This is a genomic window from Petralouisia muris, assembly GCF_004793545.1.
Lineage (GTDB): Bacteria > Bacillota > Clostridia > Lachnospirales > Lachnospiraceae > Petralouisia > Petralouisia muris.
On record NZ_SRYA01000025.1, the window covers coordinates 1 to 15,001 of the forward strand.

12 protein-coding genes are annotated in these 15,001 nt (G+C 45.0%); 9 read left to right on the top strand and 3 right to left on the bottom strand.

From position 1 onward, the window contains the following. Positions 1-91: 91 nt before the first annotated feature. The 7 genes from E5329_RS13290 to E5329_RS13320 all read left to right on the top strand — a co-directional run bounded on the left by E5329_RS13290 (position 92) and on the right by E5329_RS13320 (position 7,433). Positions 92-337: a hypothetical protein gene (locus E5329_RS13290; protein ID WP_135990010.1), complete on the top strand. Its 246-nt coding sequence runs from the start codon at positions 92-94 to the stop codon at positions 335-337. Between the two features lie 81 nt (positions 338-418). Next, positions 419-664, top strand: a complete 246-nt coding sequence (locus tag E5329_RS13295) for a hypothetical protein (protein WP_275443245.1) — start codon at positions 419-421, stop codon at positions 662-664. Between the two features lie 227 nt (positions 665-891). Continuing rightward, positions 892-1,701: a hypothetical protein gene (locus E5329_RS13300; RefSeq protein WP_135990011.1), complete on the top strand. Its 810-nt coding sequence runs from the start codon at positions 892-894 to the stop codon at positions 1,699-1,701. After that, positions 1,685-4,900 (top strand): DEAD/DEAH box helicase, encoded by a 3,216-nt coding sequence (locus E5329_RS13305; protein ID WP_135990012.1) that lies wholly within the window; start codon positions 1,685-1,687, stop codon positions 4,898-4,900. Before E5329_RS13300 ends, E5329_RS13305 begins: the two co-directional genes overlap by 17 nt. Positions 4,901-5,282: 382 nt before the next feature. Continuing rightward, positions 5,283-6,350: a glycoside hydrolase family 3 protein gene (locus E5329_RS13310; protein WP_168356622.1), complete on the top strand. Its 1,068-nt coding sequence runs from the start codon at positions 5,283-5,285 to the stop codon at positions 6,348-6,350. Beyond that, a complete protein-coding gene (locus E5329_RS13315) occupies positions 6,343-6,918 on the top strand; it encodes a GNAT family N-acetyltransferase (protein ID WP_135990014.1) in 576 nt (191 codons plus the stop codon). Before E5329_RS13310 ends, E5329_RS13315 begins: the two co-directional genes overlap by 8 nt. After that, a complete protein-coding gene (locus E5329_RS13320) occupies positions 6,915-7,433 on the top strand; it encodes a CbrC family protein (RefSeq protein ID WP_135990015.1) in 519 nt (172 codons plus the stop codon). The genes E5329_RS13315 and E5329_RS13320 overlap by 4 nt, the downstream gene beginning before the upstream one ends. On the opposite strand, the gene E5329_RS13325 is transcribed toward E5329_RS13320, so the two are convergent. Next, positions 7,411-7,764 carry a PadR family transcriptional regulator gene (locus E5329_RS13325; protein WP_135990016.1) on the bottom strand — a complete coding sequence of 118 codons (354 nt, stop codon included), beginning with the start codon at positions 7,762-7,764 and terminating at the stop codon, positions 7,411-7,413. The two genes, E5329_RS13320 and E5329_RS13325, sit on opposite strands and share 23 nt — an antisense overlap. Before the next feature lie 229 nt (positions 7,765-7,993). Between E5329_RS13325 and E5329_RS13330 the strand changes: the two genes are divergently transcribed. Beyond that, complete coding sequence (locus tag E5329_RS13330) at positions 7,994-8,596, top strand: sce7726 family protein (RefSeq protein WP_135990017.1); 603 nt, start codon at positions 7,994-7,996, stop codon at positions 8,594-8,596. 71 nt (positions 8,597-8,667) lie between these two features. Continuing rightward, positions 8,668-9,432: a helix-turn-helix domain-containing protein gene (locus E5329_RS13335; RefSeq protein ID WP_135990018.1), complete on the top strand. Its 765-nt coding sequence runs from the start codon at positions 8,668-8,670 to the stop codon at positions 9,430-9,432. A gap of 191 nt (positions 9,433-9,623) precedes the next feature. Here the strand turns inward: E5329_RS13335 and E5329_RS13340 are convergent, their stop codons facing one another. Together E5329_RS13340 and E5329_RS13345 are read right to left on the bottom strand one after the other, a co-directional pair. Next, positions 9,624-12,035 (bottom strand): GH36-type glycosyl hydrolase domain-containing protein, encoded by a 2,412-nt coding sequence (locus E5329_RS13340; protein WP_135990019.1) that lies wholly within the window; start codon positions 12,033-12,035, stop codon positions 9,624-9,626. Positions 12,036-12,063: 28 nt separating this feature from the next. Then, the gene (locus tag E5329_RS13345) at positions 12,064-14,769 is read right to left on the bottom strand and encodes a GH36-type glycosyl hydrolase domain-containing protein (RefSeq protein WP_135990020.1); all 2,706 of its coding nucleotides are present in this window, start codon (positions 14,767-14,769) and stop codon (positions 12,064-12,066) included. Between the last annotated feature and the right edge of the window lie 232 nt (positions 14,770-15,001).

A 15,001-nucleotide genomic window follows, 5' to 3' on the forward strand; every position in this document is an offset into this window, starting at 1 on the left:
TTCCCCGAAGAGATTTCGGGGAAGTTGGTAATAGTGGCTTAATCAGCAGGCACTAAATACCCTGGCAATAGGAAAGCATACCTTTGAAATTTTGTGGACGGACGGTTCAGCAAAGACTGTCTTTACCATCTGTGAGGCAGAAGAAACAGAGGGAAGCCCCACGGAAGAGTATAAATCCCCGAAAACCGGAGATACCATGAAAATGGAGGAGAATCATTCAGGCAATGATAAGGCGCCGAAGGCAGGCGGCAATTTGCTGATATGGCTGTTTGTTTTGCTGCTGGCATTGGCATATAAAGGCAGAAAAAGGATTCTCCTTGAAATTTTTATGCCTTGATAGTATACTAAGGGCAGCAAAGGAAAAGGGAAAGTTAAAGCCGGTGAGAAATGCCGGAACAAACGGGAAGCGTCCTGCATTGTGCCTTTCTTATTGGGCTATAACATCCTACGGATGATCGGACAGGAAAGTATCGGCAGGAGAGGGACAGCCGCTAAGCATAAGGTCAGACGCAGAAGGTTGCGCACAGTGATCAGTAACATGATCATGATGGCAGGCCACGTTACAGAACATGCCAGGCAGGCGCTGTTAGGCCTTGGCCGGAGTAATACATGGCGTTATGCTTTTGCTGAGGTGTATGCTGCATTTGCAGATTTTCGGTTATAAATGTCATCCAGCAGCTTTCCTCTTATGAGTCCAAGGGGAAAGTATGCCCATAGGAAGGAATTTCTGATGTTCTTAACTGTCATTAGGCTCCAAAAGCAATCCAAATAAATTAAATTGTCGCCCTCGAAGGATGATTTATTAACAGTAGGCCAATCCAATTTTAGATTGGCATTATAAAACAACTAACTTCACGGATTCAGGATTAATAAAATGCGAAGGTGAAAAAAGTGGCAATACCAAAGGGGAAGAACGAATATAAAATTAGCAGTAACAGCATTGTTGCATTTGGCATTTCTCATTCAAAAAAGGAGATGGAATTGTCACTTTGTACAGATGTGTATGATAAGCTGTATGATATGAAAGAAAATATGGATTTAGTAAACAGCTTACAGGATACAGGATTCGATAGAATGCTGATCATGGAGAAAATCTTTCCGCAGGATAAAAAGGAAAGTTGGGAAATTGGGGAGGCATACGCGCAATCATATGCAGAAAGTAATTTGTCTGCAATTATTCCTTGGGGCATAACAAGGGATATTAAGAAACCAGGCTCCAGTTTGCCAGGTGCAGATATCGTAGGGCTTTACAAACATGAAAGCGGCACATATTTTTTATTTGGGGAAATCAAAACATCATCGGACAGAGATTACCCGCCAGGAGTCATGTATGGTGAACATGGTTTCAAGCATCAGCTTGAAGATTTATGCCAGAGAAAAGAGATTACAAATCAATTAGTAAACTATTTGGCCCACAGATTAAAGAATGATGCGTTATGGCCACAATATGCCGAAGCGTTTAAAAAATATATGAGTTCAGAAGAAGAGGCTGTACATATTTTAGGTATTTTGATTCGGGATGTTGTTCCATCAGAGGATGATTTAAGGACACGCACAAAGGCTTTAGAAAAATTTGCCGTTGGGAAGAAAACAATTGAATTAGTAGGAATTTATGTGCCAGAAGATGAAGTAAGAAACTTTCCACACATTATTCAGGAAGAACATGAGAGGAGGTCTATTTCTAATGTTAAAAAAGAGTGATTTAGATAGATTAGAATCTCATTGGGCCGTTTCGGTAATTCCAGAAAAGGATAGGAAAACATGCTTCCATACGATTGAAAAGATAAAAGTTCAAAAATCTACAAAACATAGCATAAAATTCAATTTTACACTGCAAAAAGACTGGCAGGAGCATCTGGCAAGAGTTGCATTAGCATATGAAATGCCTGCCATAGAGAATATTTCTGCATTCACTAATTATACAGACGAAAATTGTGATAGGGAACTTTTCTCGGCTTCGGCATGGCGGTGTTTTGATTTGTACAGTGTTATGGATGTCCCCAAAAATGTTAATGCTAAGATTTTCTTTGTATTGCATATTTGTTCTATGGCATATTGCGGTGAAAGATGGAATGATTTAAAAAAATGGTTTTTAGACAATCAGGATACCATTTTGACAGGGATTCAGGAGGAGATAAGTGATACATGGGATCAGAAGTTATTAAAATCTATTTTTAGATGCTGGCTCAAATTATTTGTAAAAAAAGATTGGGATGATTTATCACAGATCGGAAAAGAAATTATTAACCTTCGCCAGTCTCAGCAAATTTATGAGGAGAAATATTTAACTGAATCAAAGGATAGCCAACAAAGTGCATTCCTTTTAATAGCTTTGTATCACTTATCAAAAAGTACGGAACTTCTTGCCACATATATGATGCAAGGGGAACCAGCAACAATTCATGGACAATTAGATAAGCATTATGAAAATTCAATTGAAGCAGCAGTATGTGCGAATGACACAGAATTTGAAACAATATTGAGATGGCTTTATTGTGCTTCAAATTATATGGTAGACGGTTCTGTTTGGTGGATAGCAAGAGCAATCAACTCCAGAACTACGGATTTTGTAAAATATGTAACAAAAAATAGAGGCCTTTTTGAAATGCTTCCACCTCAGAAGGCTGCGATCAGAGAGCAGGGCTTATTGGATCAGGCATCAACAGCCATTGCTGTTGAAATGCCTACGTCAGGCGGAAAAACACTGCTGGCCGAATTCAAGCTTCTCCAAGCATTGAATCAATTTGACCAAGAAAAAGGATGGGTTGCATATGTAGCGCCAACAAAAGCGCTTGTATCTCAAATCACGCGCAGGCTAAGGAAAGATTTTAATGAAAGAATACGGGTTGAACAGTTATCGGCAGCGATTGAGATAGATGCTTATGAAAGTGAATTATTGGAAAATGGCGACAGAAGTTTTGATGTAATAGTATCCACGCCAGAAAAATTAAACCTGGTTATTAAAAATAGTAAAGTATCAAGACCACTGGCTCTGGTCATTATGGATGAGGCTCATAATATTGAGGACCATGAAAGAGGGCTTAGGATAGAATTGTTATTGGCTGCGATAAAAATGGATTACCCGACATCGAATTTTCTTTTATTAATGCCTTATGTTGAAAATGCAGAGGTATTGGCGAAATGGTTGGCGAATGATGTTGCATCTGGAAAAAGCATTAGTATTGGCAGTACGCCTTGGAAACCAAGCGAGAGAGTAGTCGGCGTTTATGAAAAAACATCCTGTAAAGGGCGCGGAAATTGGTGCTTGGAATTTGATTCATTGATAACAATGTCAGATTCCATACATTTTTCGGGAAAATACCAGGTGAATGGAGAACATCACTTCGGAAAAGCATTTTCCAAAGTAAGTTCAACTGATATGACAGCAGCGATGGCAAAAGAGTTATCTGTGATGGGTACCTGCCTTGCAATTGCACGTACTACGGATTATTCTTGGAATATGGCAAGAAATATTGCAAGCGAAATGGAGAAGTTGCCCGAAAACTATAAAGGGTTAGAAAATATTCGTTTAGTGCAAAAATATTTGGCAGATGAAATGGGGGAAGAATTTGAACTTATCCACATGCTGAATAAAGGGATTGGGGTGCATAATGCCAGCTTAATGGATGAAGTTAAGGAATTAATGGAATGGCTTGCAGAAGAAAACTGCTTAAAGGTATTGTGTGCTACCACAACCATTGCACAGGGGATTAATTTTCCAGTATCATCTGTATGTATACAAAGTATTTCTTTGAGTGGACCAGGATATAGTACAGATATGACTCCCAGAGAATTTTGGAATTTAGCCGGAAGAGCAGGAAGAATTGGACAAAACAGTTTAGGAATGGTAGGCATAGCATGTAATAAAGACAATAGAGAACATATTACACAATTCGTAAGCGCTAAAACAGGAAACTTAATATCCAGATTGGTCACAATGCTGGATGATATAGAGAAGCAAGGAAAGCTGTACGAATTAGACAAAGTGATTTACTCTGATCAATGGACAGATTTTCGTTGTTATATTGCCCATTTATGCAATGAAAAAGATAAATTAGATGATATTCTGGCAGATATGGAACAATTATTAAGAAATACATTAGGATATAATGCCGTAAAATCTGAACCAAATGGAATGATAAAATCAAAGAGGCTTTTGGAAACGGCCAAAGGATATGCATCAAAATTACTTAATCATCCGCAATTAAGCAAACTATCGGATCAAACAGGGTTTTCTCCAGAAGGAATACAAAAAGCTTTTAGTGGAATGAGACAGCTGAACCAAAAATTATCTGTGGATTCGTTTCATGCGAAAAGTATTTTTGGTGGGAATAATCTGCTTGCAGAATTGTATGGCGTTATGCTAAAGGTTCCTGAATTGAAGCAATTAGAAGAAATTGCGGGGGAAGGTGAAAAACACAGAAATATTGCTGAAATTACTACAGATTGGGTTACCGGGAAATCTCTTGCAGAGATTGCAAAAGCTTATTTTTCGGAGGACGATGACACGAAAAATTTGATGCGGGCATGTAAAGCAATTAATAAACAAATTGCAAATTGCGGAACATGGGGACTTTCAGCAATAACAAAATTATCCGGGATAAATTTTGAAGAATTGAGTGAGGATGAGAAAAAAGAAATTGATATGATTCCTGCCATGATATATCATGGCGTAAATACTCCGGAAGCTGTTTTGATGCGAATGAATTATGTACCAAGAAGTATTTCGGGTAATCTCGGAAACGAATATAAAAAAGTTGCAAAAGATTTTACAACAGCTGAAGCGAAAAAATTTTTATGTTCCTTAAACGAGGACGATTGGGAGAAGGCGAAAAAGGCCAACTCTCATATGACAGGAAAGGAATATATGTGTATTTGGAAATTATTTTCTGGAATGTAAGAAAGATAGGAAGGACGATGTAAAAACCAAAAGTATAGAAAAGGAACGATCGAAAATGAGAAAAAGCCCCCAAAGGACTAAATCAAAAATCAAATATCTCCTTCTGTGTAACGGCACCCTTCTGATCGTTTTTCTGGTTCTTCTGGGAACTTTGTTTCTATCGAAAAACAATCACACTCAGAAACGGGAACAAAGCGAAACATCTTCCAGGACTCAAAATGATAAAAAGAATGATCAACGCCAAGAATCAGAAGAAAATAATTTATCTGCTAAAGAACCCGGTCAAAACGAATCACAGCCAGGCCCAGACATACCTTTGAATAATCAGGAAAGCAACAAAGCTCTGTTACAACAGCAGGTTCCCGAAAACAGCGAGGCAATCTTGCAGCAGCAAATCCAGGACAAAATCGCTTCCATGACGGTAGAAGAGAAAGCCGCCCAGCTTTTTATTATCACTCCGGAAGCTCTGACGGGCCTTCCTTCCGTGACAAAAGCAGGTGAAGACACGAGAACTGCCCTCAGCAAATATCCGGTAGGCGGCCTGATTTTCTTTGAAAGCAATATCCAGTCCAGGCAGCAGATGACAGAGATGTTGAAAAAGCAGCAGGAATACAGCAGGGAGCGCATTGGCTTACCTCTGTTTTTGTCAGTGGATGAAGAAGGCGGGCAGGTGACAAGAATTGCGTCTGTTTTAGGAAGCGAAGTGGAGATTTTCCCTGATATTTCAGAGATTGGCGCCGCCCAGGATGCAAGCCGGGCTTTTCAACTGGGAGACGCCATTGGGGAATATTTAGGCGGCATGGGCTTTAACCTGGATTTTGCCCCTGTGGCGGATGTGCTGACCAATCCTGATAATACTGTGGTAAAGCGGCGTTCTTATGGAAGCAGCCCTCAGAATGTTTCTGAAATGGTGAAAAGCAATCTGGAAGGTCTGCAAAGCCACCAAATATATGGCTGTATCAAGCATTTTCCCGGACATGGAGCCACCGAGGGAGATACCCACCAGGGATACGCCTATACCGAGAAAAGCTGGGAAGAATTGAAAAGCAATGATATCGTTCCATTTCAGGACAGCATTGAATGGGGCGTAAAATTTGTTATGGTGGGCCATATTTCTTTGCCTCAGGTAACTGGGAATGACACCCCTGCTTCCCTGTCCTCGTATGTGATAGGGCGTTTGCTGCGGGAAGAACTGGGCTATGACGGCATTGTGCTGACGGATGCTTTGAACATGAAGGCGGTTACCGATCAGTACGATTCATCCCAGGCGGCAGTGAAAGCAATTCTGGCCGGAAATGATATGATTCTGATGCCGAAGGATTTCCAAAGCGCATACCAGGGAATCCTTGAGGCGATAGAAAACGGCGTTATTTCCCAGGAACGTCTGGATGAATCATTACGAAGAATCCTGGAATTGAAGATGTGCCAACAAGGAGGTTCCCATGAATAAAACAGATAAATCATGGAGCAAAGACGGCTTTCTGCTGCGGCTGGCCCGCCCGGAAGATGCCCAAAGTTATTATTCACAGAATTTTTGTCCGTTGGATCAAGAGGTCGTACGATTAACTGGAAGCAGGGAATCCTATACCCAGGAAGAGGTAGTGGGATTTTTCCTTCAGTGTATTCAGGACAAGGACAGATATGATTTTTTGATGATTGCAGAGGATGGGCGCATTGTGGGAGAAAGCGTAATTAATGAGATTGACTGGGAGGTCAGAAGCGCCAACTTCCGCATTGTAATTTTCCAGCCGGATGCACAGGGAAAGGGTTTGGGTTCCTGGGCCGTGCAGGTGACGCGGGATTTTGCTTTTGAGGAATTGCAGCTTCACCGGCTGAGTCTGGATGTGTTTTCCTTTAATGAACGGGCCAGGAAGGCTTATCTTGCAGCAGGGTTTCGGGAGGAAGGCAGGCTTCGGGACGCTGTCTTAGATGGTAAGGATTATGCGGATGATATTCTGATGGCAATTTTGGAAGAGGAATGGAGAGCATGCAAGAGAGGAAAGGAAGGAAGCTTATGAGCAGGTATGTGTTTCAATATCACCCAAATCCCCTGGAAACAGGAGCATTTAAAAATGATCAGACAGTGATTTGCGATTGCTGCGGGAAAGAAACGGATGTGTATTATACTGGTCCTTTTTATTCCGTGGAGGAGGTAGAACAATTATGCCCGGAGTGTATTGCAAGCGGCAGGGCCTCTGAAAAGTATGACGGTGAATTTCAGGACGAGGCGTCTACGGATCCGGTCAGTGATCCGGCAAAGCTGGAGGAACTGATTTGCCGCACGCCCGGGTACTGCGGCTGGCAGCAGGAATACTGGCCTGCCCACTGCGATGATTACTGTGCCTATCTGGGATATTATGACTGGAAAAGACTGGAGAAGGAAGGGCTTGCCGATGAGATAGAGGAAACTTACCGGGAGGATATCTGCGGCGTGGAGTTTGCGTTTGCCAAAGAGCATCTGCAGAGGGACAGCGGATATTTGTTCCGATGCCTCCATTGCAGAAAGCATTTTATCTGTATTGATTTCGACTGATTTCGCGTTTTTTATTTTTCTGCAGCTCTGTGATATTTCGATGTAAACGTTGGATCCGTTTCATTTCCAGTTCCAATACCTGTTTTCCAAGATCTGTAATACAGTAAATTTTTCTTTTTTCTTCTTCCCGGACAAATTGGATCAGCCTGTCTTTTTCCATTTTCGACAGGCTTCCATACATGGTGCCGGGGCTGATTCGGAGTTCTCCCTGGGTCAGCGCTTCCACTTGCCGGACAATGCCGTAGCCGTGGCGTTCTTCCTGCAGACACAGCAGGATGTAAAAACTGGTTTCGGTCATTGGCACGTATACTTTCCGAATATGGGCGTCCATCAAACCACCTCGCTGTCTGAAAAATATGAATGGATGCTATATCGTGCTTCGATAATCTTAAGGTAAGTATAGCGCTGCGATTTAGAACAGTCAAGAAGTTATAAAAAAATATTTCCTTGGGTTTATGAGCGATTGACCTTTTTTCAACTTATTAGTATAATGATAACAAGCAACGGAAAATGTATAAATACTGTTTTTTAAAAGGTACTTTGTAAATGGGGAAAGATAAATGCTGTACGATAAAGATATCCGGGAACCGCTGTTTGATTACCTGGAAGAGCAATATGGGAAAATCAGAATTATAGAAGAAAAGCAGATGGGAAGAAGCAGGGCGGATGTGGTGATGGTGCTGCCCAAAGCCCTCTGCGGACTGGAAATTAAAAGTGATGCAGACACTTACGCCCGGCTGAGCCGGCAGGTGCGGGATTACAACCAGTATTTTGACTATAACTATATTGTGGTGGGTACGAAACATGCCCATCACGTGGAGGAGCATGTTCCCGATTGGTGGGGCATTCTTACGGTGGAATCAGAGGAAGGCAAACCGGATTTTTACCTGCTGCGGCAAGCGCGGGAGAATCCCAAGGTAAATTGGAAACGCAAATTAGGCCTTTTGTGGCGTCCGGAGCTCGTACATATCCAGGAGCGGAATCAGCTGCCTCGTTACAGGCAGAAAAGTAAGGATTTTGTGATAGATAAAATATTGCTGAAGGTGCCAAGGGAGCGTTTGTATGGGCAGATCAGCGATGAATTGTTTGAACGGGATTATACAGTGATAGAAAAGGATATCAGAGCCTATAAAAAGGAAGCGTTGTTAAAGCGGTTAAAGTGAAAACCGCAGGCTTTCTATATGGATGGCCGTGAGAGAAAGACGAAAATTTAAAGAGAAAGCAGGTAAATTCTATGGGTTATCAGGATGAGTGGCTTTTGTTGGAAGCGGAAGATGATGTAGATGAGATAGAGCACAGACAGCCTACAGAGGAGTTTTTGTTTTATCAGGAAGTATCCAATGGAAATATAAAGGCAGTTCAGGAAAACTGCCGGCAGGAACGTTTTTTGGACAGCGAGGGGGTTGGAATCTTATCACGGAATGCGGTGACAAATCTGAAATATCATTTTGTGATAACAACGGCGATGATTACTAGGCTGTGCAGGCAGAAGGGCATGGAGCTGGAACAGGCTTTTCGAATGAGTGATTTTTATATTCAGAAGCTGGATGATATTCATACGGTGTGGGGCGTGCGGGATCTGCATGATGAAATGGTGCTGGATTATACGGAAAAAATGCGCAAGCTCCGCCGCAGCGATACGAATTCCAAGCATATTAACGCCTGTAAGGAATACATCTATTCCCATATTAAGGAGCGTATTACCATTGAAGATTTGTCAGACGAGCTGGGGGTATCTGCCAGTTATTTGTCACGGCTTTTCAAAAAGGAAACGGGAGACTCTGTCAGCGCTTATATCCGCATACAGAAAATAGAGAAGGCCAAGAACCTGCTTCGCTACAGTGATTATTCCATTATTGATATTGCAAACCGTCTGTCTTTTTCTTCCCAGAGCCATTTTATTCAGCAGTTTCGGGAGAGCACAGGCGTCACTCCTAAGAAGTACCGGGATAACAATTATATGGCCCAGTGGGAGATTGAGACAGAGGAAAATCCATGACGAGAATATAGAGTGAGCCATTAATGGTACAGCGGAGGCTGCGGCAGAAAGGAAATACCATGTCAGTATTTATCCTCTTTCCTGCGGCAGCCTCCGCCGGCTTCCGTTTCACCACGGCTTTCTTATGGAATGCCGCTGGTTCCAGCTTATTTGTAATTTTCAGCAGTCAATCTATTTCATTCTCAGCTTTTTTACAGGAAGAGAATAATTTCATTTTCCTCCTGAAGAAGATCGGCAGGAATATAATTTCCGTCCAGTTCTTTTCCATTCAGCGTTAGTTTTTCACATCCAGATTCCCGGTGGTTGGGATTCTCAACCTGAATGTGCAGATGTTTTCCACGGAAATCCTTGTCAATTTCCAGGCGTTCCCAGTTTTTTGGAATGGCAGGGGAAAGCTTGATTCCCTGCAGATCCGGGCGGAGCCCTAGAATGCCTTCCACGCATCCCACCATCACGGTAGAGGCGGTGCCGGTGAGCCAGTGGACATGGGAGCGGCCAAAGTGTCTGCTGTCTCTGCCTTCTGTAAACTGTCCGTAGCAATAAGGCTCCAGGCGGCGGATTTCTGCCCGATCATTCTGGGCGGCAGGGGCGTTCTCCATAAAGTAGGTGAAAGCTCTCTCCCCATGTCCCCGCAGAGCTTCAGCAAGGATAATCCAGCCCTGAGACTGGGAGAAAATGCCGGCGTTTTCTTTGACGCCTGGATTGTAGATGACGGCTAACGCCCCCTCAAAGGCATGAGCATGGTAGGGCGGAGCCATCAGCAGAGCGCCGTATTCGGTGTTCAGCTTTTCGTATACGCTGTCAAGTACGGCGTCTGCCTGGGCGTTGTCTGCAAGGCCGCTTATGACAGCCCAGCTTTGAGGGTTCAGCCACAGGCTGGCTTCTGGATCAGAGGCAGAGCCAATCTTCCTGCCTTCTTGTGTGTATCCCCGGATAAAACGGTCTTTTTCCCAACACAGCTTTTGAATGGTTTCTCCCAGTTCCTTTTGTTTTTGATCCAGATAGTTCAGATAGTCCGTATCCTGCTTGTAGGCTGCAAATTTCTGCAAAACAGCCAATGCATAATAAAACTGCAGAGCCACAAAGGTGGATTCTCCCTCTGCCCCAAGGCGGAGACAGTCATTCCAGTCTGCATAGAGGCCGGCAGGCATCTGATGGGGCCCCAGGCGCTCAAAAGAGAATTGGACGGCCCGTTTCAGATGGCAGTAAACGCTGTCTGTTTCTTGATCTGCGTAAGGGATCTCTTCCTCAAGAAATCCGAGATTTCCGGTTTCTGCAATATATTTATAAACAGTGGGGAACAGCCACAGGGCGTCGTCTGCCCGGTATGCCGGGTGCCCGGTTTCCTGACGGTAGGAGGCGTCGTCTGGGGTGTCCTCATGGCCCGGATTATGGGTGAATTTCACCAGGGGCAGTCCGCCGCCATTGCTGGTCTGAGCAGAGAGCATAAACCGGATTTTTTCTGCAGCCGCATCCGGCGCCAGGTGGATGATTCCCTGGATATCCTGTACCGTGTCCCGGTACCCATAGCCGTTGCGCAGCCCACAGTAGATAAAAGACGCCGCTCTGGACCAGAGGAAGGTCATAAAACAGTTGTAGGCGTTCCAAGTATTAATCATGGCGTCAAATTCCGGGCTTGGCGTAGTTACTTTCAGGTGATCCAGTTTTTCCTGCCAGCAGTTTTTCAGCTCTGCCAGCTCTTGTTTCACGACTGTTTCGGGATCTGCATAGCCGGCAATGATGTCTGAAGCCTCCTGGGAGTATTTTTCACCAAGAAGAAATGCGATTGTTTTTGTTTCTTCCGGCGCAAGGGTGACGGTGCAGGAGAGGGCGCCGCAGGAATTTTCATTGTAGCTTAATACATTTCCAAGGCTGCCGGAGGTTACGCCCTGAGGATTGCCGTAGCCGCGGTATGTTCCAAGAAAATGCTCTTTATCTCCGCAGTAAGAGGAAACCTCTGCGCCTGCCAGGCCGAAAAAGCGTTCTGTCACGTTTTTTTCATCAATCTGTTCTTCTTTTGCCAGTGCGTCCAGGTTACCGTGGATTTGCTGCATAATCCGGTTCTCCTGAAACAAAGTGCGGCCGATGAACAGGGAATACTGCAGGTTTACCTGATCCTGTTCGTAATTGCTGTGATTGGTGAATTCAGCGTATCCGGTCAGGGTAAGTTCCCGGGGCCTGCCGGAATGATTGGTCAGGGTAAGAGCCCATACTTCGTAAGATTTTTCCAGGGGGACATAGTAGGAGGCTTTGGATGCAATGCCGTCATAGGAAGCTTCCATTTGAGTATAACCTAATCCGTGACGGCAGGTGCTTTTATAATTGTTTAAGTCTTTTCCCACAGGCTGCCAGGAAGCAGACCAGTAATCCTTGGAATCGTTGTCCCGCAGGTAGAGATATCGTCCCGGCTGGTCAAAGCTGTTGAAAATATAGCGCAGAATCCGTCCGTTTGCCCCTGATTTGGCAAAGCTGTATCCCCCTGCATTGTTGGAAATAATTGCGCCGTAAGCTGGAGAGCCCAAATAATTGACCCATGGCGCCGGGGTGTCCGGCCGTTCAATAACATATTCTCTGTGTTCGTTGTCAAAATAACCATATTTCATGTGATTGTGTTTATCCTTTCCTGTTTCGTCAAATGATTTCCACTGTAATACAGTGGGTTTCTTCCGGCAGCGCTGCAATCATGCTCCGGGGAAGAAGAGCAAAGGAATCCTCGCAGACGCTCAGTTCTTCCTGTCCGCAGAACGCGGAACCAATGGTGTATGCGCCGAAATCTTTGCCGTTTTTATTCTCATATGTAATAAAAAAGCGTTTTCCTGCAAAGGGTACGGTGATGGAAGCTTTGCCGTTGGCGTCAAACTGTTCTGCCAGAAGCTTTGGATATAAAATCAAATCCCCGGCTTCTCCCCGAACGCCGAACGCCTCTGTAATCATTGTCATCATATACCAGCTTGCCGCGCCCGTTAAGTAGTGGTACATGCCCCGGCCATCGGCGCGGAAATATTCTGGGACGCCTGGGAAAATGCGGCTGGTTTCAAAATTTAAGGCCGCGTCTGCCAATGCCTTTAAGGCTTTCCATCCTTCTTTTACGAAGCCCCGGCGGTACAGGGCGTTTGCATACATCACAGCCATATGGGAAAAGACAGAGCCGTTTTCTTTTTCGCCGTAGGCAAATCCGAACATGCGCCCCATATCAAGCTTCAGCTCATGGAAATCTGTGTTCAGCCGATAGCCGCCAATTTCCTTCCGGTAGAGGTAGCGGTCTGCGCTTTTTACGATTTTACGGATATGTGCTTCTTCCGCTACGCCGCTCATAATAGCGAAAACCTGACCGGTCAGCATCATGCGGACGCCGCTGGGAAAGAACCCTTCTGCTTGCTGGCCCTGGTTGTCATAATAACTGTTGAACCAGCCTTCTTCCTCTGGCCCTTCCAGCCATTCCTGGCTTCTTAAATGATCCATTAGCCAGGTTGCTTTCTGGGTCAGGTTGACTGCAAGGACGGAAAGGGAGAAGCTGGCCCGTTTTCCGCTGATATTGTGCCTGCACTGGGAAGCATAGTCTGCCAGAATTTCCTGTTTTTTGCTGACATCGCCGTAAATCTCAGGATCACTGCAGAGCAGAACCTCAATTTCCTCCAGAAGCTCTGCCGTATGCTCCATGGAACTGTGATCCAGCAGGTGGATCAGAGAGGCAAGCTCCAGAAGGTTGCCGGCGTAGGCGCAGGTAAAGGCAACGCTTTCTCCTTTTTCAGAGGCCATATCCAATGCGTCGTTCCAGTCTGCATCCCGCAGCCGGTATATATTATGGCTTCCCACCTCATAGAAAGCGGCAAGCTGCTGGATCAGAAGGTGTTCTAAGACGCTTCCGACGTAAACCTGGTTTTCTGCTGTAAGCTGCTGATTGCCATATTCCGTATTCCAGAGTTCATCCAGGGCTGTGCCCCGCAGAACCTGGGCGTCCTTAAAATAAGGAACCTGCTGATTGAGGATTTGGATATCTCCGGTTTGCTGGATGTACAGTTTTGTAGTCATCAGCGGCCAGAGGGCGTGATCCATCCATACCCGGGTGATGCCGTTGCGGTCTGCCAGAAAATTGCCGTCCCCGCTTCCGATAATGGTGGCGTTTGTTCCGTCTATGCGGACGCCTCCGTAATTTTTGACAATCATCTGCCGGACGCTTTCAGGCTCCAGCAAAAGCAGAGAAAGGCAGTCCTGCCATAAATCCCGCCATCCCCGGCCTCCCCGGCCGTAATCATGGTGGGGAAGGAAGGAGCAGCCAAAGAGCCGCCGCAGGAAGGGCTGAAAGCTGACCCATTTCATCAGGCAGTCAAAATCTTTGTCTTTGGTATGAAAACCAACGTCCGCCTTTTTCTGCCAGTAGGCTTTTGTTTCCTCCAATGCTTTTGTTACCTTAGCGGGGGTGTTGTAAGCTTGGAAGATACGGGAAATGTTTTCCTTATTGTCTTCTGCCTCTGTCCCAAGGAGCAGAATATATTCGGCTTGTTCGCCGGGGGCGAGCGTGACGGTTTCAAACCGAAAAGCGCCCATGGCTTCCGTTCCTCCGCCTTCCCATGGGGCAGGGTATCCCGGGTATTCCTCATGGACAGCCCGGGGATGGGTAAAGGAGCCGCCTTCTCCGATAAAATCTTCTACTGTGGGATAGAAGCGTTCCGGGGCCTGGCCGCTGCCGTTTACGCCCATGGCATAATAAATCCGGCTGCCTGGCCGATGGCCTTTTTCATCAAAAGACATAGCAGGGCAGACGAAAATCCCTTGTTCTTTTACAAAGATGCGGTGGAGCATGGAAGTTACATTTCTGTGATCCCGGATGTTGTCTGCGCTGCGTCCATAGATTGGGATGGCGGCGTATGAGGTCAGCGTTCGGGTTCTGTCTGACTGGTTTTGGATGGAAATGTGCATAATTTCCACATTGCTGTCCTTGGGAATAAAAATAGTGACGGCAGAAGCAAGCTGCATGGATTTGGAGACGCGTTCTGTTTTCTGCCACATAAACCCTGCGGTCAGCAGGCTTTCTTCCTGCCGGGGAGTAAATTTTGCCCCTTCCTGCCCATCGGAAACTCCGGTGGCGGAGAAAATATCTGTTTTGTCTGCCACGCACCAAAAGTTTCGGGAGGAACGGTTATTATGGAGGTTTTCAGAGCTGACCGGTTCTAACAGGAAGGTTTCCTGATCCATTTTGGCGTCGCCGCCCAGGTTTGGCGTTACTGAACTTTTTAAGCCGGCCTCGGAAGCAAGGGGAAAGTACAGGTAACTTGTATTTTCCGGCTGCCTGAGGGTGAAGCTGCCATGTTCATCTGTGAATTTTATATGTTTCAAGTCGGGTTCTCCTTTCATTAATTTTCTAATATAGCAGAATTATCATATAAGAAATTTCCTTTGTAGAAAATCAGATCTATGAGAAAAATATCAGAATCATGACCTAAAATTAATCCCGGAAAGCTTCCCGGCGTCAGGTGGCGGCTGTTTGGAAAAAGCGTCATGAATTTGATATTTTGTTAAAATCCATAATATATCCGCCGGAAAATATGCGATATAATTTTGCCACAAC

Excerpts from the sequence above, each read along its gene's own strand:
- E5329_RS13305 (WP_135990012.1), top strand. The coding sequence starts at position 1,685 with ATGTTAAAAAAGAGTGATTTAGATAGATTAGAATCTCATTGGGCCGTT.
- E5329_RS13315 (WP_135990014.1), top strand. The coding sequence starts at position 6,343 with ATGAATAAAACAGATAAATCATGGAGCAAAGACGGCTTTCTGCTGCGG.
- E5329_RS13320 (WP_135990015.1), top strand. The coding sequence starts at position 6,915 with ATGAGCAGGTATGTGTTTCAATATCACCCAAATCCCCTGGAAACAGGA.
- E5329_RS13325 (WP_135990016.1), bottom strand. The coding sequence starts at position 7,764 with ATGGACGCCCATATTCGGAAAGTATACGTGCCAATGACCGAAACCAGT.
- E5329_RS13330 (WP_135990017.1), top strand. The coding sequence starts at position 7,994 with ATGCTGTACGATAAAGATATCCGGGAACCGCTGTTTGATTACCTGGAA.
- E5329_RS13335 (WP_135990018.1), top strand. The coding sequence starts at position 8,668 with ATGGGTTATCAGGATGAGTGGCTTTTGTTGGAAGCGGAAGATGATGTA.
- E5329_RS13340 (WP_135990019.1), bottom strand. The coding sequence starts at position 12,035 with ATGAAATATGGTTATTTTGACAACGAACACAGAGAATATGTTATTGAA.